Below are 19864 nucleotides of genomic sequence, written 5' to 3'. Positions count from 1 at the left end.
CATCAAATCATTCAATGATTTGATGCAGTTTGTTTTATGAATCCATAGGGATTAATCCGTCATTCCTATCCTATCATTTTCTTGGTTATATTCTTTCATTTTATGTTTCAGTTTCTATTAAATTGCCTATTTAGATAAATAGTTGTCTAATTATTACGATTTCATTTGCATATTATATATAAATTGCGTAATTTTGAAGCTAAACTTTATTATTCAACAATATATGATTGACAAAAGAAATCACGTCGTTATTATGGCAGGAGGAGTCGGAAGTCGCTTTTGGCCGATGAGTACAGCCGAATGCCCAAAGCAATTTATTGACGTATTGGGTGTTGGTCGATCCCTTCTTCAGCTTACATATGATAGATTTCGGGACATTTGTTTGCCGGAGAATATATGGATTGTAACGAACAAAAAGTATTTAGACATTTGCTGCGAACAACTGCCTAATATACCTATTGAAAACATATTGTTAGAACCCTGCCGTCGAAACACTGCTCCATGTATAGCATATGTCAGTTGGAAAATAAAGTCAAAAGATCCAAAAGCCAATGTCGTTATATCACCAAGTGACGCTATTGTCACAGACACGGCAGAGTTTCAACGTATCATTTGCGCATGTCTGAAGTTCGCAGGTGAGACAGATGCTATTGTTACCTTAGGCATAAAACCGAATAGACCCGAAACGGGTTATGGATATATTCAAGCCGATTTATCCGTTTCTTCCCCTCGAAACAAAGGCATATTTCGTGTTGATTCATTCCGTGAAAAGCCAGATATTGCAACAGCAAAGAAATATATTCAGCAAAACAATTACTTTTGGAATGCAGGCATATTTATATGGAATGTAAGTACAATAGTGAATGCTTTTAGAGTATATCAGCCGGCAATTTCAAAGGTGTTTGAAGGCATGGAACATATTTATGGAAGCTTAGAAGAGCAACAAATGATTGATGAACGTTATCCAGAATGCGAGAATATATCAGTAGACTACGCTATTATGGAGAAGGCAGAAGAAATCTTTGTGTGCCCAGCAGACTTCGGATGGAGTGACCTTGGAACTTGGGGCAGCTTGTTAGACAAAAGTAAAAAAGACTTCTATGGCAATGCCCTAATTGGTAACGACATCACTCTATATGATTCACATGATTGCATTGTTCACACAATGAATGAAAAACAAGTTGTTATTCAAGGCCTCGACGGATATATTGTTGCAGAGAATAACGACAGATTATTAATATGTAAACTCTCAGAAGAGCAACGAATCAAGCAATTTTTTGATAAAAAATAATAATAAAATGGATAAGAAAGTAGCACTTATTACAGGTATAACAGGTCAAGATGGGTCTTATTTGGCCGAATTATTGTTAGAAAAAGGATACGAAGTTCATGGTACAATTCGTCGCTCATCCGTAGACTATCGTGAACGAATTGCCCATCTTGAAGGGAAAGCTCATTTTCATTTGCATTATGCAGACTTAGGAGACTCCATGAGTATCCTTGGAGTTATTGGAAAAATTCGCCCAACAGAAATTTATAATCTCGCTGCACAGAGTCATGTTCAAGTTAGCTTTGATTCACCCGAATTTACTGCAGATATAGATGCTGTAGGTGTATTGCGTGTGTTAGAAGCAGTACGTCAGCTTGGACTTACAGACACTTGTCGAATCTATCAGGCCAGTACCTCTGAACTTTATGGTAAGGTTGAAGAGGTTCCTCAGAATGAAAACACTCCATTCCATCCCTATAGTCCCTATGCAGTTGCTAAGCAATATGGCTACTGGATTGTAAGAGAATATCGTGAAGCTTATAACATGTTCTGTTGTTCAGGAATTCTTTTTAACCACGAAAGTGAACGACGTGGTGAGACTTTTGTTACGAGAAAGATTACCTTAGCAGCTGCACGCATTAAACAAGGAAAGCAAGAAAAACTCTTCTTGGGTAATCTAAGTTCACTTCGTGACTGGGGATATGCAAAAGATTATGTTAAGTGTATGTGGCTCATTTTACAGCATGACAAACCTGAAGACTTTGTTATTGCAACAGGAGTTCAACATAGTGTGAGAGAGTTTTGCTATTACGCATTCAAACGTGTGGGTATAGAGTTAGAGTTTAAAGGTGAGGGTCTCGAAGAAAAAGGCATAGATAAAGCTACTGGCAAAATACTCATTGAAGTTAGTCTCGACTTCTATCGACCAACAGATGTTGTCAATCTATGGGGAGATCCAACAAAAGCTAAAGCAGAACTTGGTTGGAATCCTGAAAATACAAGTTTTGAAACATTAGTAAATATCATGGTTGATAGCGATATGGCAAAAGTAGCTTCCGAGGGTGCAGCAGAGAAAGTGAGAACAAATCTCGCTGAATATTTAGAAAAAGGCATTGTCAAATAAAGATATTTAGATTATATAAATAAGACAAAGAAGGCGTAAGTTCCCGTAAAGAACATACGCCTTGTTCTTTTAATTCATCATGAATTTAAAAATCAATACATTTTCTTCACTAACATAAGTCAAAGATAATGCAATATATTTCAGTGGAAATTATTCTGTAAGCCTTATAAATCTTCACACTCCTTTAACCACAAAGAATTAGACGCATCACTTGGCATACGCCAGTCTCCACGTGGACTTAAGCTAACACTTCCCACTTTTGGTCCATCAGGGAGGCAACTACGTTTGAATTGTTGACTAAAGAATCGGCGGAAAAATATTGTTAACCATTTCTTTATGCATTTGTCATCATATTGCCCTGCAAAAGCCTTTTTTGCTAAAATAAATATTTTCTTTGGACGAAAACCATATCGAAGGAAATAGTATAAAAAGAAATCATGAAGTTCATAAGGTCCAACTAAATCTTCAGTCTTTTGAGATATGCTATCGTTTTGAGTCGCAGGCAAGAGTTCTGGGCTAATTGGTGTATCAACAATATCAATAAGTATTGATGCTATATCTGAGGACATTGTTTTTGCTACAAATCTCATCAGATGCTGAATCAATGTCTTTGGAACACTGGCATTAACTCCATACATACTCATGTGGTCGCCATTGTATGTAGCCCAGCCTAAAGCTAACTCAGAAAGATCACCTGTTCCTATAACAAAACCACCAACTTGATTACTTAAATCCATAAGAATTTGCGTACGTTCGCGTGCTTGCCCATTCTCATATGTTATGTCATGAACAGATATATCATGACCTATATCTTCGAAATGTTGGGTAACGCTCTTCGCAATAGATATCTCACGAATAGATATATTAAGTTTTTCCATCAGATGGATAGCATTCTGGTAGGTGCGATCTGTAGTCCCAAAACCAGGCATTGTAACCCCAATTATCCCTTTACGATCTAACTTTAATTTATCGAAAGTGCGTACACAAACTAATAATGCCAATGTAGAATCGAGACCACCACTAACTCCTAATACCACATGTTTACACCCTGTATGAATTAGACGCTTAGCCAATCCCATGACTTGTATATTGAAAACTTCCTCACATGAATCTGCTAAATCATCATCTTCTGGAATAAATGGACATGGACTAATAGTACGATCTAAATGAAATGGCTTCTTTTGCTCAATAGCATAACACAGTTCTTCATTAGGATTCAGCATTCCGGCACGTTGTGCATTCACAAAAGTTGTATTATTACGACGTTCTGCACGAAGTCTTTCTACATCAATTTGGGTAACAACAAGCTGGGAATCAACCGAGAAACGCTCACCCTCTGCCAATAAAGTACCATTTTCATAGATTAAAGCATTACCACCATAAACAACATCTTGAGTGCTTTCACCAAAGCCACAACTACTATATACATAGCCACTAATCATGCGTGCGCTCTGCTGCGCTAACAAACTCTTTAGATATTTATGTTTTCCAAGCAGTTCATCAGTAGCAGAAAGATTCAAAACTAAATCTGCACCTGATAAGGCCAAATGGTTACTTGGTGGAATGGGAGCCCATACATCTTCACAGATTTCAACGCCAAACTTAACTCCTTGTGACGTCAAGAATAGTTTTGATTCAGCAGAAATTGTAAGTGTATGACCTGCATAACTGATTATCGTTGGTCGTAAATCTTGAGACGAGGCAAACCATCGCTTTTCATAAAACTCATTATAATTAGGAAGATAAGTCTTAGGGATAATCCCAAGAATATGCCCTTTCTGAATGATAACTGCACAGTTTAACAAAAGATTACCAACTACAATTGGAGCGCCAACAACAACTATAATATCTAACTGTTGTGTAAATATAAGCAGCGATTGTATAGCTTCTTCCGTTGAGTTTAATAGCAAATCTTGTCGAAAAAGATCCTGACATGTATAACTTGTTATTGCTAATTCTGGGAAAACTATAATTTCTACGCCTTGATTTTCTGCTTTAGAAACTAACTTTTCTATTTGTTGCGTGTTATAATTTACATCGCCAACCTTTACAGAAGGTATAGCACTTGCAACTTTAATAAATCCGTAATCCATACTTATTTGATTGTTACTTGTGTAGCTCCATAACCATATTCTTGGAACGAAGCATCTTGATAACTATATCTTTTATATCGATAATGCAATTCTTTTACTATCGCATTACGCAATACACCTTCTCCCTTTCCATGGATAAATATAATTTTCTTTCCTTTCTTTCCCTTAAAACGATCGATAGTTTCACGAAATATCTTCAATTGGTAATTCAGAATATCTAAAGAAGACATACCAGAGATTGAATCCAAAAGCGATTCTGCATGAAGATCAATAACAGAAATATCTTCATTATTATAGTGCTTGTGATGCATGAAAACACCTTCTTTCTTCTGCAAATCATGACCTAAATTCTGAGAAGATCTATGATTTGTATTCATCGATTGCCGTTGGTTAACAGAAGAATACATTTCGTTCTCTATCTTTTTTGAATCAACTATCAATGGTTTTATTGGGATATCATGTTCTACAATGGGATACAATAGAGCTTGCGTATCAAAGAAATCATTATCCGAAAAACTATGAAGTTTATAAAATTTCACAGGATCAAGACGGAATTTCACATCAATGCTTGGCTTCAGAACAAAAGACTTATCACGTTTGTATGCAAACAATTGAATTGCAATTTGAGACAAATCATTAAGCACATCTCGTCCAAATTCTCCTAAAAGTATTATTGTATTAGATGCAACTTCACCTTGATATCGAAGCGTCCAAATATTACCTTCTGCAACTAAATAACTATATTGAATATAATAATTGCAATCATTCACAAAATAAACCTCAAATGTAGAAGAAGTAAATTGTTTTATATTCGTTGGAACAAAAGCAAGATAAGTATTTAAAAGATCACCCCCTTGGCGCTCTTCTGTAGGAGTTTTGAATGCAATATCTTTTTCGTCATCTATTTTATCAAAACGAAATTCATCATCAAATGAAAAAGACAAATCCTCCTGTCCTTCTTTCATTTTTGATTTTATACTCCGATTATCTTGATTTAATCCTATTTCTGATTCTCCATTTTTTGATTTGATTGTAGGCATTGTAAACTTTGTCGAAGAATAATCTTCACTACTTATAACAACAACCTCATTCTTTGGAAAGGGTATTTGGAACCCATCTTCATCTTCAACAAGAACGATATTATTTTTCTGGAAGCCTATAACTTTACCTCCACCTGTTTCACTTAAGAAACGAACTTTATCTCCTATCTTCATATCTACGTTGATTCTACTTTGAATTATAATAAAATAACCTGATTATGGGATAAGTAACGAACTATCACCATAACTAAGAAATCGGAAATCATGAGTTAAAGCATAATCATAAATACATTTCCAATCCCCGTTAACAAAAGCACTTACGAGAAGCAACAAGGTACTTTGAGGCTGATGGAAATTTGTAATTAGCATCTTTACAATTTTATATTTATAGCCTGGTGCAATAATAATTTGAGTACTACCATGCAATACTTTTACATCAGATTTGTCTAACCAGTTTATAATATTTTGAAGTGCGCGTTCTACTGTAATATCTTTAACCAAACCTCCATCATGTGATTGTTCATAAGGCTCCCACTGATTGACATGGAGTTCATCTTCAGATGCCTCTGGATTTTGCTCTAATTTTACACCTATATAATATAAGCTCTCTAAAGTTCTCACACTCGTTGTACCTACAGCGATTGCATTACAACCATATTTTAACAAGTTAATTAAAGTATGTCTATGAACAACAATATACTCAGTATGCATTTCATGCTGATTGATTTCCTCACTTTTCACAGGTTTAAATGTACCAGCACCAACATGAAGTGTTAGTTCTTCGCGCTCAATTCCCCGCTCATCAATCGCATGTAAGACTTCATTTGTAAAATGAAGCCCTGCAGTTGGAGCAGCAACACTTCCCTTTATTTTACTATATACTGTTTGATAAGTTTGCTTATCACTATCTTGTGTCTCTCTATTTAAATAAGGTGGAATAGGCAATTCCCCTACGGTTTCAAGAATTTCTGCAAAGTTAACGTTATCGTTGTCCCAATCGAAATCGACCCAATAGTTTGTTCCTGTTGAACTTTGATTCGTCTTTTCCTTATGTAATGATGCAGAAAGTGTTAGTGCTTTACCTGCTATTTTGAAATAACGCTTTAGACTCCCTTCTTTCCACTTCTTAAGATTACCAACCATGCACAGCCAAGAACAATGACCTTTTGTTTGAAACATCAGCTCATAGTCCGAAGGAGAAACTGGTTCCATTAAAAATATTTCAATCAAAGCTCCTGTTTCTTTCCGAAAATGTATACGTGCCTGAATCACTTTCGTATTATTAAACACCATTAAGCTTTGCTTTGGAAGATAATTTGGAAGATTATAAAATACATCTTCTGAAATATCCCCATGCTTATAAATTAACAATTTACTGTGATCTCGATTAGCTAAAGGGAACTTCGCTATACGTTCTTCTGGTAGATTATAATCATAATCATTTATTATAATATGTCTTGTATCCATTTCAAATATGTTTAATAATTACTTATATATTGATACCAATTATACACGCTATTAATAATAATAATGTGACAACTACTAACACTTTATCTATATCTGTCCTATTGTATCCAGTTGAAGTAAATTGACTTGAGATATAACTATTATGTGCATTATTCCTAAAACAAAGCAAGAAATATAACCGATAAGCAGCTATACCACACAAAACACCCCAAATCATGCCAACAAATACATCTGTTGGATAATGTACTCCAAGATAAATTCTGGTTATACCATTTAAGAAAGCCCATAGAAATAATGCGATGTTTAAGAGGCGACTACGTATTAAGAAAGCTAAGTATGTAGCAATTGCAAAAGTATTAGCTGCATGTGCAGAGAAGAAGCTATATTGATTCTTATTCATCCAAATGAAATTATTAATACAATATTTAATATCTAAATCATTACATGGACGTAAACGAGAAATCCAAGGTTTAATCAATAAATCATCAATACCACCTGCCATAGCTACAGCTAAAATGCATCCAGAGATAGCTAAGACGATTTGTCCCATCGTTTCATTATTTTTTATAATCAAATAACAAAGCGAAAGATATAACGGAATCCAATAGAAACCATTAGTGAGAGTCATCATAACCCCACTAACCATTATGTTATCATAGCCATTGATGAATATCAAAAGCTGTCTGTCTAAGTCTATAATATCAGATATATTCAATGCAATTAATAATATACAATGTATAATTAAATTTCTTCTACACTATGAATTGGTAGCCAACCTTCACGATTATCAGCCAACCTTACTTTATACCAATCCTTAAATGTACGATCTATAATATAAACTTTAGTACCTTCATGTAAAAGGATTTCATCAGTACCAGTTTTATTTGGTGAATTTTTTATATACACAATAGGTGATAATACAATCGCATAATTATTATCATCTATGACTGATTTACGTGAGATTGCAAATATTGTACTTAGTATAAATAGTACAATTCCTATTGATGAAATATAGAATCCATACTTCCTTATCGTTACTGAACTCATGAAAAAATATGATAAAGAGCCAAAAATTGCTATGATAATACTAATGATACCCAATATAGCCCAACAATCTATACTCATTACATTAATAATAGACTTATACCATGTCATAAGAAATGACTCATCTTCATCAGTAAATCCATCTTTTAATTTAGCGCGTACAAATCGTAAGTTAAATTTTATATCACGATCAAATGGATTAATTTTAGCAGCTCGTTCGTAATTCAAGATAGCCTTAGTAAGATCTCCTGTACGATAATATGCATTTCCCAAATTATAATAAAGAGAAGCTGTTCTTTGGGTGCGTGATAACAGCTCGTAATCTTTTATTGCTTGTTGGTATCTCTTTTCCTTATATGCCTTATTGGCATTACTCACATTTGTAGCATCTATAGAAGTTGAACAGAATAAACAAACGAATAAAAGGAATATGTGTATAAACTTAAACATTCTTTTGTATTATTATTTTTTGTTATTTCTAAAGAAAAGTTCAATCTTTGTGATAGCTACAAAGGCTGAATCAAGAGTCTTCTTCATATTCCCTGCCATGTCTCCGGGAGCATACCGTTCAAATTCACACTCATCAATAGCACTAATAAATATTTGTATTATTGAATAATCAATACCACGAGCAGAGAGTTCTTCTGAAATATTTGTACGTGATAGTTCCTCTATAGACATATTTAGTTTATCACTAACATAGTCCCATAAAGTATGTAAGACTTCATTATAAAACTCTTCTGTATCTCCTCTTTCCATTAATTTATTTGCTAATTTAAGTTTCTTCGTAGCCATTTTATTAGCATGTACGCCTCGTAATTTAACAGCATCCTTTTTGCCATTTTCATATCTCCTTAATAATATAAACATAGAGACAAAAATTACAATCAGCAAAATAATAATAATAAAATATGCAATAGATCCAAAGAAATAATCCCCAACTTCATGATTCCCCTTTTCATTAGCCTTTATATCATGAATATCATTATCATCTTTTTGAAACTCAGAAATATTATTATCCCTCTTGTTTCCTCCTATTACTTTTATACTTAAATTTTGTGTCTTAATATCTTTATAACTTTGTTTTTCTACATCAAAATAGTTAAATGAGATAGCTGGAATAGAATATTCACCTTGATTTTGAGGTATTACCAAACACTCATATACCATTTTTCCTTCAATTCCTTTAGAAGTTAAACGAGTTTTATCCGTAATCTTAACATCATATTTTTCGAAGTCTTTTGGAAAGATAACATTGGGTTGCTTCAATAATTTAAGATTCCCTACTCCACTAATTTCAATTGTTAACGTTACAGGTTGTCCTGCCTTTACAATCGATTTACTTAATCTTGTTGAAACGTTAAATTTCCCAACACCACCAGAAAAGTTCGAGGGGCGATTAGGTAATGGGTCTACTTGAATTGTAAGACTTGGTGCTTTTATATCTCTTTTCACTTCTGTATAACTAGAACCACCATTGAAGAAAGCCTCAAATGGATCTACAGAACGATTTTGTTGTACTATTATCCCTTTAAATGTAATACTTGGAATGGTGAGTTTCCCCGTCATTTGGGGATACATAACATATTGGCTCCATGTGACACAACGATACGGCCTACCATTTACTCGTTCTATATGAAAACTCTTTTGTTGTGGCAATTTAACCTCTTGTGTATGAAAGCCTGTTAATTCAGGCATATCACCTTTTAGTTGAGTTAAATCAACAAGTGTATAAACTTTGTATGTCAACGTTATAGGTTCTTGTTCACAAACACGGTGTTTATTTGCGCTGACACGAATAAAAAGGCTATTTCCAGAGATGCGCGAACTTTCATCATGAAATTCCCCATCCTCATTATATTGGTTTTTTATATTATTACGGCTATGCCCCTTACCAACTATAGTAACTTTAACTGCATTAGATCTTATCTTACGCCCATTAACGACTGCCTGTGCAGAAGGCAAACTATAAATGCCTTGTTTGACTGCATATAATGTATAGGTAAAGGTTATCAAAGAAGAAGAGCTTGTATGTCCATTAACCATTTGATAACTTGATTGCTGAGAAGTATAAGGACCTGCAATAATTTCAATTCCGGAAGGAATTGTTCCTGCATGAAAGTTCTCTACATCTTGAGAATTTATAGTATAAGATAATCTAAAATTTTCTCCAACATAAACATTCTCGGGAACACTTACTGAAATCTTTTGTGCGACAAGTTTATTGCAACAAACAATAGTCAATAATAGAAATATAAAGAGTCTAGAATTCTTTTCCATTTTTATCAACGATTAAATATTACCAATTCTTTTGTAGTTTTCTACGACTTGACTGTTGAATGGCTTTTGATATGCGCTGTTGTGTAGCTTTCTCATCTTGAAGAGCTGCATTGAGTAATTGCTCAGCATTCTCTTTACTCATTTGATTCTCTTTAGGATTCTGCTTTTTATCTTTTTTTTCATTCTTATCTCGTTGGTTATCTTTATTTTCCTTATCCTTCCTCCTCTTTTCTTTATCTTTATTCTTACTATTTTGATTTCGTTCTTTATTTTTTTGAGGATTATTTTTCAGCAGCTTTTTACAAAGAGCTAAATTATAACGTGTTTCATCATCATTGGGATTATACCGCAAAGCCTCCTTGTATGCTTGGATTGCCTCTACATACATTTGATGAGATTGACAAATATATCCTATATTATGAAAATTTTGTGCCTTTCGAACCTCTGTTTTTTCAACCTTACAAGCTTTCTGTAACATTTTAATTGCAACAGAGTCTTTCTTTTGCATTAATAATGCCGTTCCAAGATTATAAAGTGCTTGCGGATTAGTTGGATTGAATGCAATTGCCTTACGAAATTCTATCTCAGCATTTACATAGTTCTTCTTTTGGAATTCTCGATTACCTTTTCTTATCAACTGTCTATCCGTCTGTGCCTTACAGAAGATACTAAACATAGAAAAAAACAATAAAAATATAAAATGACAATATCTCATATTTATTTATCCCTAAATAGATTAATCTGTTTGAACAAAGGATTTCTCGACTCCAACAATATTGTTTCCACAATTAACAATAACAAAAGAATAATCCCAAAAATTTGAAATTGTTCATTATATTCACTATAAACCACAGTATCAGATATACCCGATTGCAACTTCGAAAGCTCTTTGTTTATTTTTTCTTGTGCATCACTTGTATTATCAACATGAATATAAACACCATTACCAGCTTTTGCCACTTGCTGACACATTTGTTCATTAAGTGCAGACAATACTATTTGTCCACTATTATCTTTCAAATATCCCCCATTACCATCTGGAATAGGTGCTCCTTTAGATGTTCCAACTCCTAAAATAAACACGTTTATCCCCTTCTTATATGCTTCACGAGCAGCTTCAAGTGCTCCTCCTTCATGATCTTCACCATCAGTTATCACTATAATAGCTCTACCGATGTGTTCCCTTTGTGTAAAGCAACTTTGGCTCAAACTAATTGCACGTGCCAAATCTGTACCTTGAGTTGTTATCAAAGAAGGATTAATATTTTGAAGAAACATTTTCGCAGAAACATAATCATTTGTTACTGGTAATTGTACAAATGCATCTCCAGCAAAAACAACTAAGCCTACTTTATCATTTGTAAAGTGATCAACAAGATCCTCTATTAAGAGTTTACTCTTCTCCAATCGTGATGGAATAACGTCTTGCGCCAGCATAGAATTGCTTATATCCAATGCAATAAGAACCTCAATTCCTTCACGCTTTTCATGTGAAATCTTGGATCCTACCTGAGGGCGAGCAATCATAAATATTAAGATTGTAATCGCAGAAAGAAGTAAACAAAACTTTATCGTCGGGCGATACTTAGAAACATCTGGCATCATTTCTTTCAATAAAGAAGGATCGCCAAACTTTCTCAGATTACGTTTGCGCTTTTGCCAGACAATAAATCTCACTAAAACAAGGATAGGAATGATGAGCAGCATCCATAAATATATAGGGTCTTCAAATCTCAGCATGATATATCTTTTTATGGTATTCTCCTAAATACGACTGTACGCAGAATCACTTCACACAATAAAATTAGAAGCGCTATTATAGCGAAAGGTTGATAAGCTTCGTAAAATTTAGAGTATTTCTTCATATCCATCTTACTTTTCTCCAACTTATCAATATCCTTATAAATTTGTTTCAATTGATTATTACTTGTAGCTCTATAATAATTACCATCTGTTGTTTCTGCTATGTTTTTTAGAGTCTTACTATCTATTTCTACTGGAATATTGACATATTGTACTCCACCTGCAACAGGCATGGGATAAGGAGCAACCTTATTTGTACCAACACCAATGGTATATACACGAATTCCTAAACTCTTTGCAATCTGAGCACTGGTTAACGGAGATATATCTCCCATATTGTTACTACCATCAGTCAAAAGTATTACAACTTTACTTTTTGCTTTTGAATCCTTTAAACGACTAACCGCATTAGCTAATCCCATTCCAATAGCAGTTCCATCCGAAATAAGACCTCGTGCAGCGATATCCGTCCTAACACTTCTCAACATATTAATCAGCGATGCATGGTCAGTTGTCATTGGGCATTGTGTAAAAGCTTCACCTGCAAAAATCGTTAAGCCTATATTATCATTCGGCCTATCAGATATAAACTCTGAAGCAACATTTTTTGCTGCTTCTAAACGATTTGGCTTTAAATCCTCTGCCAACATCGATGTAGAAACATCCATTGCAAGCATAATATCAATACCTTCTACCTGCTTATTGCCCCATGAAGTATGCGTTTGTGGACGTGCCATCACAATAACTATGAATATAAAAGCTAAACACCGCAATACCATTGGTAAGTTGATAAGTTTCATCTTCCAACTCTTTGGTGCATAACGATAGGCAAAAGTATCGCTCATCAACATCGTTGGTTCCCGCTTATTCTTGTATAGGAAATACCACAGAATGTAGGGTATCAACAAAATCAACAGTAAGAAATATTCTTTATTTGCAAATTCCATGATTAAAATCCTAACAATTCTGAAATTAAATATAATATATATATAACAAGACTTATAAGAACAACAATAAGTGAATATATTGTGAACTTTAACCAAAGACGATTCTTCTTTGTCAACTGCTCCTGTGCTGTTAACTCTGGAACTACACGTTTCTCTATTTCTTGTGTCTCCGATTTTGTATCATTGATAAACTTAGCTGCGTTAACCAAATTCAAATCATTTTCATTAATTAGTGCGTTATACTTAGCAAATTTTACTAAATCAGCAGTAGTAAATAACTCACGAAGCTCATCTATCCCTTTTTGATCACCAGCTTTCTGCAACAAATAGATGATTTCATTGCTTGTCATCTCCTTAGCATTGAAGCCAAAACGTTCCTTTATATACTGCCGCAAAGCATCAGTAAGACGTGTATAATACTCTTTCTGATCTTGCGATGTCATCATATGTTCAGCTTTAATGTCTTCTATCGCCTTTAAAGCTTTTTGATGTGCAGGCACAAACTTAACTATTTTAACTCGTGCGACAATCGGTTTATTTTGCTTTAACCTAACAATGAAATAAACTGTCAGCAGGCAAAGCATAATGAAAAGAATACTTAACCAAAATGGTAAGCTCCATTCTTTCCACAAGAAAGGATTATCTTGTACCCCTTTTGCTGGGTAAAACTTATTTGGATGCAACGTGTCAACGGGAACAGTCATTACTTTTAATGCTAATTGTTTACCCATATATGACTTTCCGTCGACTTTAATTTCTAACGCCGGAACAGAATAAAGTTTCTCATCAAAACTTGTCAACGTATAAATTCGGCTAAACTTTTTCATTCCATCAGCTTCAGATGAAACTATATTCTGCTGTTTTAGAACTTCTATTCCTGGAACAAGAAGATGAGACATCTTTACTTTTGGCCAAACTATACGACTACCTGGCTTTGCCGTAACCGACAAAGTTAAGTGTGTTTGCTGACCGATAAGAATTGAAACAGAATCAATACTTTGATCAACAAAAACCTTCTGTGCAGAACATATCGTTGAACACAAAGTAAAAAATATGATGAATATAAATTTTAATATCTTCATTTATGCTCTTTTCTTGAATAGTAGCATCAACGCCTTTGTAAAGTCTTCATTCGTTGCTACCGAAGTCCAATCAACTTTACTCTTAGAGAATAGCTCGCGAAGCGTAGCTTGGCGTTCGAGCCAATATTGTGTATGTGCCTGTCGAAGCTTAGCAGAACCTGTATCAATAATCATTTCATGACCAGTTTCTGCATCTTTAACTTTCATCAACCCTATATTTGGTAATGTTTTAGCGCGAGAGTCATACACCTGAACTGCTATCATATCGTGTTTCGAATTGGCTATTTGTACAGCCTTACTAAAGTCTTCTTGCGTATAGAAGTCACTCAAAAGGAAGACTGTAGCACGGCGTTTCATCATCCGTGTAAGATAAGAAACAGCCATACCTATATCTGTCCGAGCACTCTTTGGTTTGAAATCTAAAAGCTCACGAATTATATATAGTATATGATGACGCCCCTTTTTAGGAGGTATATATTTCTCAATATGGTCAGAAAAAAAGATAACACCAATCTTATCATTGTTTTGTATAGCGCTAAAAGCCATTGTTGCAGCTATCTCAGTGACCATTTCACGCTTAGTTTGATGCACTGTTCCGAAGTTTAGTGAACCGCTGACATCAACTAAAAGCATAACTGTCAGTTCGCGTTCTTCTTCAAACACCTTCACATAAGGATGATGAAAACGAGCCGTAACATTCCAATCAATATCACGAACATCGTCACCATACTGATACTCTCGCACCTCACTGAAAGCCATACCACGCCCTTTAAAGGCTGAATGATACTGTCCAGCAAATATATTTTGACTTAGACCACGGGTCTTTATCTCAATCTTTCTTACCTTCTTTATAATCTCTGATGTTTCCATCAAGGCACCTCAACCTTATTTACAATTTTTGAAATAATCTCTTCGGCATTGACATTGCTGGCCTCTGCTTCGTATGAAAGTCCTATACGATGACGCAACACATCATGAACCACAGCACGAACATCTTCTGGAACAACATATCCTCTGTGTTTGATAAATGCATACGCACGACTGGCCTTAGCCAAATTGATACTTGCACGAGGACTTCCTCCATAAGTTATTAAATCTTTAAGTTCGTTCAGACCATAGCGCTCTGGATATCTACTGGCAAAAACTATATCGGCAATATACTGTGCAATCTTATCATCAAGATAAACTTGATTAACGACTTCACGCGCATTTATTATCTCTTCTGCACTAATAACTGGCTTTACAACAGGGAATTGATTTGCGATATTCTCTCTGATAATAAGCTTTTCTTCTTCTAATGTTGGATAGTCGATTACAACTTTCAGCATGAAACGGTCAACCTGAGCTTCTGGGAGCTGATAAGTACCTTCCTGCTCGATAGGATTCTGGGTAGCCATAACCAAGAAAGGCTTTGGCAAAAAGAATGTCTTCTCACCAATAGTTACTTGGTGTTCCTGCATCGCTTCAAGTAAAGCGCTCTGCACTTTAGCTGGTGCGCGGTTAATTTCATCTGCCAATACAAAGTTTGCAAATACAGGACCTTTCTTCACATGAAAGCTTTCATCTTTTTGTGAATATATCTGTGTTCCGACAACATCGGCAGGAAGTAAGTCTGGAGTAAATTGGATACGACTGAAATCAGCATCTATCAATTGGGCAAGTGTCTTTATTGCCAGTGTCTTTGCCAATCCTGGAACACCTTCTAAGAGGACGTGTCCATCACTTAACAATGAAATCAACAAAGCATCTACTAAATGCTTTTGTCCAACAATCACTTTGTCCATACCAGCAACAAGGTTGGTTACAAACCCACTTTGCTGTTCTATTAATATATTCAGTTCGCGAATATCAATCGTTTCTGCCATAATTAGAATATTTGACTATTAATATTTTGTGAACGCAAAAATACAATAAATCAATAAGAGAATATAATATATGCAACTAAATTATATTAAAATAAATGCCTGTTTCCTTATTTTAAGATTATTTCAAACCCATATATATGAATGATTGTAGCCATAACAAAGTAAACCATTAACGCGAGGTCTGATTCTATCATGATTTAAACTCTTTTCCTTTCGGCTTCTACTGAAAACAAAGCATGTCTATAATCAAGAATTTGTATTTTTTCTTATGACAATAACAATAAAAAAAAGGACGAACATATAGTCCGTCCTCATTACCTATGGTTCTTAAAAGATGTTTAAGCTTCTGCTGGTGCAGCTTCTGCTGCTTCAGGAGCAGCCTCTTCAGCTGTTTTTTCAGCTTCTGCTTCTGCCTTCGCTGCTGCTTCAGCAGCCTTCTTCTCAGCTACTTTCTTAGCGATGCTTTCATTCATCTTCTTTTCTGCTTCGAGTTCAGCTTTTTCAGCATCCTTCTTTGCTTTCGCATCCTTTTCACGGATATCATCAAAGCCTTTCTGCTTGTTCTCTTTCCAAGCGTCAAACTTCTTCTGTGCTTCAGCTTCATCAAATGCACCCTTCTTTACTCCACCACGAAGATGTTTCATCAAATAAACACCCTCACGCTTTAGAATGTTACGAACAGTGTCGGTTGGCTGTGCACCTGTTTCTACCCAATACAAGGCGCGGTCGAAATTCAAATCTACAGTAGCTGGATTGGTGTTTGGATTAAACGTTCCAATCTTCTCAGTAAATTTACCATCACGTGGTGCTCTAACATCAGCGATTACGATACCATAAAAAGCATAACCTTTACGGCCGCCACGCTGCAATCTGATTCTTGTTGCCATTTTCTTTAAATATTAATTAGGTTTGAATTTATACTGTCAACTCGTAACAGCGCATGCAAAGGTAAGAAGATTTATTAACAACAGACTTTATGTGTCTGCATTAATACATTTGTTTAAAGTTATTTAACCAAAGAGAGTCTACATTAAAAACATTGTAGACTCTCTCCTATTAGTTTGAAGTTATTTTTATGTTTAAGCTCATCATAGAGCAAAAATGATAATTCTCCTTACATCACTCCATCTTCGTGAAGTTTCTTTTGCCATTTCCATGCACTGGCAAGAACCTCGGTCAATGGTGTGTCGGCTTTCCAACCAAGTTCTTTGTTGGCCTTACTACAATCGCCCCAAATCTTTTCGATATCTCCTTCTCGACGCGGACCATAGTGCCAATTCACCTTTACTCCCGTTGCTTCTTCAAATGTATCAACGATTTCTTTGGTTGTGTTTCCGTGTCCTGTGCCTATATTGAAATAGTCTATGCGATCTGCATCTTTCTCTAATACTCGACGCATCGCAGCAACATGGGCTTTGGCAAGATCCACCACATAAATATAATCACGTATACATGTGCCGTCAGGCGTATCATAATCATTACCAAAAATGGTCAACTCTTTGCGTATTCCAATTGCAGTTTGTGTTACATAAGGAATAAGATTTGCAGGAACTCCATTAGGCAACTCGCCAATTAAAGCTGTAGGATGAGCACCTATCGGATTAAAATATCTTAGGATAATACTCTTTATATCAGCCCCACTATGTATATAATCATAAATAATCTGCTCATTTATTTCCTTTGTATTGCCATAAGGTGAAGTCGCCTTCTGATGAGGAGCATCTTCTGTAACGGGCAAATTCTCTGGCTTGGGTTGACCATAGACAGTGCAACTTGAAGAGAATATAATGCCTTTAACACCATACTGCGGCATCAATTCCAACAGATTAATAAGCGAAACAATATTGTTTCTATAATAAAGCAATGGCTTCTGAACACTCTCTCCCACTGCCTTTGAAGCTGCAAAATGAATGATTCCAACGATATTAGAATACTTCTTAAACACCTCCTCGGTTGCTTCTTTATCGCGAAGATCTACCATCTCGAATGAAGGACGATAACCGGTTATTTCCTCTATGCCGTCAAGTACCTCCATTTTTGAGTTACTTAAATTATCAACAACGACAACATCATAGCCGGCTTCAATCAGTTCCACTGCCGTATGTGAGCCTATAAAGCCCGTACCACCTGTAACAAGTATAGTTTGTTTCATAGAAATTGTTTATAAGATTTACGGCAAAGTTACACAATTTGCATTGAATACACGGCATAAAGGCGTAAATAATTATTAATTTAATAAAGAAACTTTCTTGTAGGAATATAAATTGATAATAGTAAACGCACAAAAAAGGGTGCAGTGCTGTTATCGCAACAGCGCTGCACCACCACTTTAGACTTAGGAGTATTTATGACGATACCTATTGTATAACTACGCCGCTGCGCAGGTTTTCGTCGCAATAAGAGTTAATTTATGAATGCGGCTTTGCGCATTTCCCTAAGCTCGACAATTTTATGGTTGGTTTTTATGTTTAATCCCAAAGTTGGGCTGTTCGGTTGTTCCGCCGCCCGTTTTTGGCTTTTCACTTCCCTTTTCATTCGCTTTCGGCTTCTTCTCCTCTACAAGGTACAGCGTGCCATCCTTATTCACGCCCACCCAAATGGTTTTGACTTTGCCATCGGCCGCCTTCTGGCCTTTTACTGATAGCTCAAACAGGCGCTTGGCAGCCGTGCCCTTTGTCTTTCCCGTAAACGAGAGCGAATCTTTTTCAAATCCTTGTTGCTCTTCAAATGAAGCAAGTTGGGGTTTCACACGCGCTTCATATTCGGCCTTATGCTTTTCGGCAGTCGCCTTTGCCGAAGTTGTGGTCATCGCCTGCTCTTTATAACGCTTGACGAGGGTGTTCATAAAGTCGATGAAGGCTGCATAATCGGCCGGCTTACCGAGGATTGCCAAGGCATTGACCACCTTTATTAAATTGCGGATGGCGTCATCTGAAGTTCTCCGAGCGGCTGCCAACGCTCCGATAACCTTTGTCGAATTGTCCGCCGTGCGCTGCACAAGCAAGGTTTCCACGCGCTCATTGGCGGTTTTCAGCGCATCGACATAGGGTTTCAGGCCCAAGGCCTGCACCTGCGTGGCATATTCTCCCGCGAGGTCGGTGCAAAGGTTGGTGATAAGGCCCGTTTCGCGCTCCAACTGCATCTTGGGGTCGATGGCATAGTCTACGAGATGTTGCCACAGCTGGTGCGCATGTTTGGCTAAATCGGCCACAGGCATGTTCAAAAAGCCTTTCACTGCCGTTCGATAGCCTGCAAAAAGCATGTCGCGCTCCTTGTCGGCCTTGATAATGTCGTCAGTCAAAAGACTCTTTTGCGACAACACCAAATACTTGTCTTCTGCGGTCAGGGCCTCCGTCAGCGCCTTAATTGCAGCCTGCCCAACGGCATTCTCCTTGATTTTCGTGTCAGTGGCCAAGCGGTCACTCACGTTTTTCATGAACTGAAAGTGTGCACCATTGTTGAGATGCGACAACTGAATTTGTGCAATTTCCACCACCTGGGTGAAATCATGCTTTGAAGGTGTTTCTTCTGGCATTTTATTGTTTTTTTAGTTTAACATGTGTCGGATTGTTCCGACGTTATCTTATTTTTATTTCTTTCTGAATAAACGATTCGCTCGCACTTCAAACGCTTTGGGAAATACTTTCCGCCACGTGGCGAAAGCCTCAAACCTTTCGGGAAACGACTTTCGCCATGCGCGGAAATGCCAAACCATTCGGGAAATGACTTTCGCCATGCGCGGAAATGCCAAACCACTCGGGAAATGACTTTCGCCAAGCGCGGAAACGCCAAACCTTTCGGGAAATGACTTTCGCCATGCGCGGAAATGCCAAACCCTTCGGGAAACGAC

At 36.2% G+C, this 19864-nt stretch carries 18 protein-coding genes; 2 read left to right on the top strand and 16 right to left on the bottom strand.

All coding sequences use genetic code 11. From position 1 onward, the window contains the following. The first annotated feature begins 223 nt into the window (after nucleotides 1-223). Nucleotides 224-1291 (top strand): mannose-1-phosphate guanylyltransferase, encoded by a 1068-nt coding sequence (locus HMPREF9145_RS09925; RefSeq protein ID WP_021826246.1) that lies wholly within the window; start codon nucleotides 224-226, stop codon nucleotides 1289-1291. A 7-nt stretch (nucleotides 1292-1298) separates the two neighbouring features. Beyond that, nucleotides 1299-2393, top strand: coding sequence for a GDP-mannose 4,6-dehydratase (gmd, locus tag HMPREF9145_RS09920; RefSeq protein ID WP_021826265.1), 1095 nt, complete (start codon nucleotides 1299-1301; stop codon nucleotides 2391-2393). 164 nt (nucleotides 2394-2557) lie between these two features. Here the strand turns inward: gmd and HMPREF9145_RS09915 are convergent, their stop codons facing one another. The 16 genes from HMPREF9145_RS09915 to HMPREF9145_RS13800 form a co-directional block, all read right to left on the bottom strand. Continuing rightward, nucleotides 2558-4486 carry an NAD(+) synthase gene (locus HMPREF9145_RS09915; protein ID WP_021826270.1) on the bottom strand — a complete coding sequence of 643 codons (1929 nt, stop codon included), beginning with the start codon at nucleotides 4484-4486 and terminating at the stop codon, nucleotides 2558-2560. 2 nt (nucleotides 4487-4488) lie between these two features. After that, entirely contained in the window at nucleotides 4489-5700 is a 1212-nt protein-coding gene (locus tag HMPREF9145_RS09910; protein ID WP_021826224.1) for a DUF2027 domain-containing protein, read from the bottom strand. Nucleotides 5701-5742: 42 nt separating this feature from the next. Then, nucleotides 5743-6993, bottom strand: a complete 1251-nt coding sequence (locus HMPREF9145_RS09905) for an S-adenosylmethionine:tRNA ribosyltransferase-isomerase (RefSeq protein WP_021826259.1) — start codon at nucleotides 6991-6993, stop codon at nucleotides 5743-5745. A gap of 22 nt (nucleotides 6994-7015) precedes the next feature. Further along, nucleotides 7016-7543 (bottom strand): phosphatase PAP2 family protein, encoded by a 528-nt coding sequence (locus HMPREF9145_RS09900; protein ID WP_231369790.1) that lies wholly within the window; start codon nucleotides 7541-7543, stop codon nucleotides 7016-7018. Nucleotides 7544-7734: 191 nt separating this feature from the next. Continuing rightward, nucleotides 7735-8415 carry a tetratricopeptide repeat protein gene (locus HMPREF9145_RS09895; protein WP_081697754.1) on the bottom strand — a complete coding sequence of 227 codons (681 nt, stop codon included), beginning with the start codon at nucleotides 8413-8415 and terminating at the stop codon, nucleotides 7735-7737. Between the two features lie 84 nt (nucleotides 8416-8499). Further along, complete coding sequence (locus tag HMPREF9145_RS09890; RefSeq protein WP_036907350.1) at nucleotides 8500-10317, bottom strand: BatD family protein; 1818 nt, start codon at nucleotides 10315-10317, stop codon at nucleotides 8500-8502. Nucleotides 10318-10336: 19 nt separating this feature from the next. Further along, nucleotides 10337-10993 (bottom strand): tetratricopeptide repeat protein, encoded by a 657-nt coding sequence (locus tag HMPREF9145_RS09885; RefSeq protein WP_155945306.1) that lies wholly within the window; start codon nucleotides 10991-10993, stop codon nucleotides 10337-10339. A gap of 41 nt (nucleotides 10994-11034) precedes the next feature. Further along, entirely contained in the window at nucleotides 11035-12057 is a 1023-nt protein-coding gene (locus tag HMPREF9145_RS09880; RefSeq protein ID WP_021826263.1) for a vWA domain-containing protein, read from the bottom strand. An 11-nt stretch (nucleotides 12058-12068) separates the two neighbouring features. Continuing rightward, a complete protein-coding gene (locus HMPREF9145_RS09875; protein WP_021826282.1) occupies nucleotides 12069-13067 on the bottom strand; it encodes a vWA domain-containing protein in 999 nt (332 codons plus the stop codon). Between the two features lie 2 nt (nucleotides 13068-13069). Beyond that, complete coding sequence (locus HMPREF9145_RS09870) at nucleotides 13070-14149, bottom strand: BatD family protein (protein WP_021826233.1); 1080 nt, start codon at nucleotides 14147-14149, stop codon at nucleotides 13070-13072. Further along, complete coding sequence (locus HMPREF9145_RS09865; RefSeq protein ID WP_021826226.1) at nucleotides 14150-15019, bottom strand: DUF58 domain-containing protein; 870 nt, start codon at nucleotides 15017-15019, stop codon at nucleotides 14150-14152. Further along, nucleotides 15019-16014, bottom strand: a complete 996-nt coding sequence (locus HMPREF9145_RS09860) for an AAA family ATPase (protein WP_021826223.1) — start codon at nucleotides 16012-16014, stop codon at nucleotides 15019-15021. The genes HMPREF9145_RS09865 and HMPREF9145_RS09860 overlap by 1 nt, the downstream gene beginning before the upstream one ends. 338 nt (nucleotides 16015-16352) lie before the next feature. Beyond that, nucleotides 16353-16901 (bottom strand): 30S ribosomal protein S16, encoded by a 549-nt coding sequence (locus tag HMPREF9145_RS09855; protein ID WP_021826281.1) that lies wholly within the window; start codon nucleotides 16899-16901, stop codon nucleotides 16353-16355. 227 nt (nucleotides 16902-17128) lie between these two features. Beyond that, the gene (gene galE, locus HMPREF9145_RS09850) at nucleotides 17129-18166 is read right to left on the bottom strand and encodes a UDP-glucose 4-epimerase GalE (protein WP_021826218.1); all 1038 of its coding nucleotides are present in this window, start codon (nucleotides 18164-18166) and stop codon (nucleotides 17129-17131) included. A gap of 297 nt (nucleotides 18167-18463) precedes the next feature. After that, on the bottom strand, nucleotides 18464-19549 hold the full coding sequence (locus HMPREF9145_RS13805; protein ID WP_021826229.1) for a DUF6261 family protein: 1086 nt from the start codon (nucleotides 19547-19549) through the stop codon (nucleotides 18464-18466). 17 nt (nucleotides 19550-19566) lie between these two features. Further along, nucleotides 19567-19864, bottom strand: a 298-nt coding sequence (locus HMPREF9145_RS13800) for a hypothetical protein (RefSeq protein ID WP_036907346.1), incomplete at its 5' end; no start/stop codon positions are given.

Origin of the sequence: Segatella salivae F0493 (assembly GCF_000477535.1) — a bacterium.
In the GTDB taxonomy this organism is placed as follows: domain Bacteria; phylum Bacteroidota; class Bacteroidia; order Bacteroidales; family Bacteroidaceae; genus Prevotella; species Prevotella salivae.
Note: the sequence above shows the minus strand (reverse complement) of the source record. Positions and strands in the feature narration are given on the sequence as shown.

Coding starts and splice junctions, on each gene's coding strand:
- HMPREF9145_RS09885 (WP_155945306.1), bottom strand. CDS start 10,993: ATGTTTAGTATCTTCTGTAAGGCACAGACGGATAGACAGTTGATAAGA.
- HMPREF9145_RS09905 (WP_021826259.1), bottom strand. CDS start 6,993: ATGGATACAAGACATATTATAATAAATGATTATGATTATAATCTACCA.
- gmd (WP_021826265.1), top strand. CDS start 1,299: ATGGATAAGAAAGTAGCACTTATTACAGGTATAACAGGTCAAGATGGG.
- HMPREF9145_RS09875 (WP_021826282.1), bottom strand. CDS start 13,067: ATGGAATTTGCAAATAAAGAATATTTCTTACTGTTGATTTTGTTGATA.
- HMPREF9145_RS09870 (WP_021826233.1), bottom strand. CDS start 14,149: ATGAAGATATTAAAATTTATATTCATCATATTTTTTACTTTGTGTTCA.
- HMPREF9145_RS09910 (WP_021826224.1), bottom strand. CDS start 5,700: ATGAAGATAGGAGATAAAGTTCGTTTCTTAAGTGAAACAGGTGGAGGT.
- HMPREF9145_RS09855 (WP_021826281.1), bottom strand. CDS start 16,901: ATGGCAACAAGAATCAGATTGCAGCGTGGCGGCCGTAAAGGTTATGCT.
- HMPREF9145_RS09880 (WP_021826263.1), bottom strand. CDS start 12,057: ATGCTGAGATTTGAAGACCCTATATATTTATGGATGCTGCTCATCATT.
- HMPREF9145_RS13805 (WP_021826229.1), bottom strand. CDS start 19,549: ATGCCAGAAGAAACACCTTCAAAGCATGATTTCACCCAGGTGGTGGAA.
- HMPREF9145_RS09915 (WP_021826270.1), bottom strand. CDS start 4,486: ATGGATTACGGATTTATTAAAGTTGCAAGTGCTATACCTTCTGTAAAG.
- HMPREF9145_RS09900 (WP_231369790.1), bottom strand. CDS start 7,543: ATGGGACAAATCGTCTTAGCTATCTCTGGATGCATTTTAGCTGTAGCT.
- HMPREF9145_RS09865 (WP_021826226.1), bottom strand. CDS start 15,019: ATGGAAACATCAGAGATTATAAAGAAGGTAAGAAAGATTGAGATAAAG.
- HMPREF9145_RS09860 (WP_021826223.1), bottom strand. CDS start 16,014: ATGGCAGAAACGATTGATATTCGCGAACTGAATATATTAATAGAACAG.
- galE (WP_021826218.1), bottom strand. CDS start 18,166: ATGAAACAAACTATACTTGTTACAGGTGGTACGGGCTTTATAGGCTCA.
- HMPREF9145_RS09890 (WP_036907350.1), bottom strand. CDS start 10,317: ATGGAAAAGAATTCTAGACTCTTTATATTTCTATTATTGACTATTGTT.
- HMPREF9145_RS09925 (WP_021826246.1), top strand. CDS start 224: ATGATTGACAAAAGAAATCACGTCGTTATTATGGCAGGAGGAGTCGGA.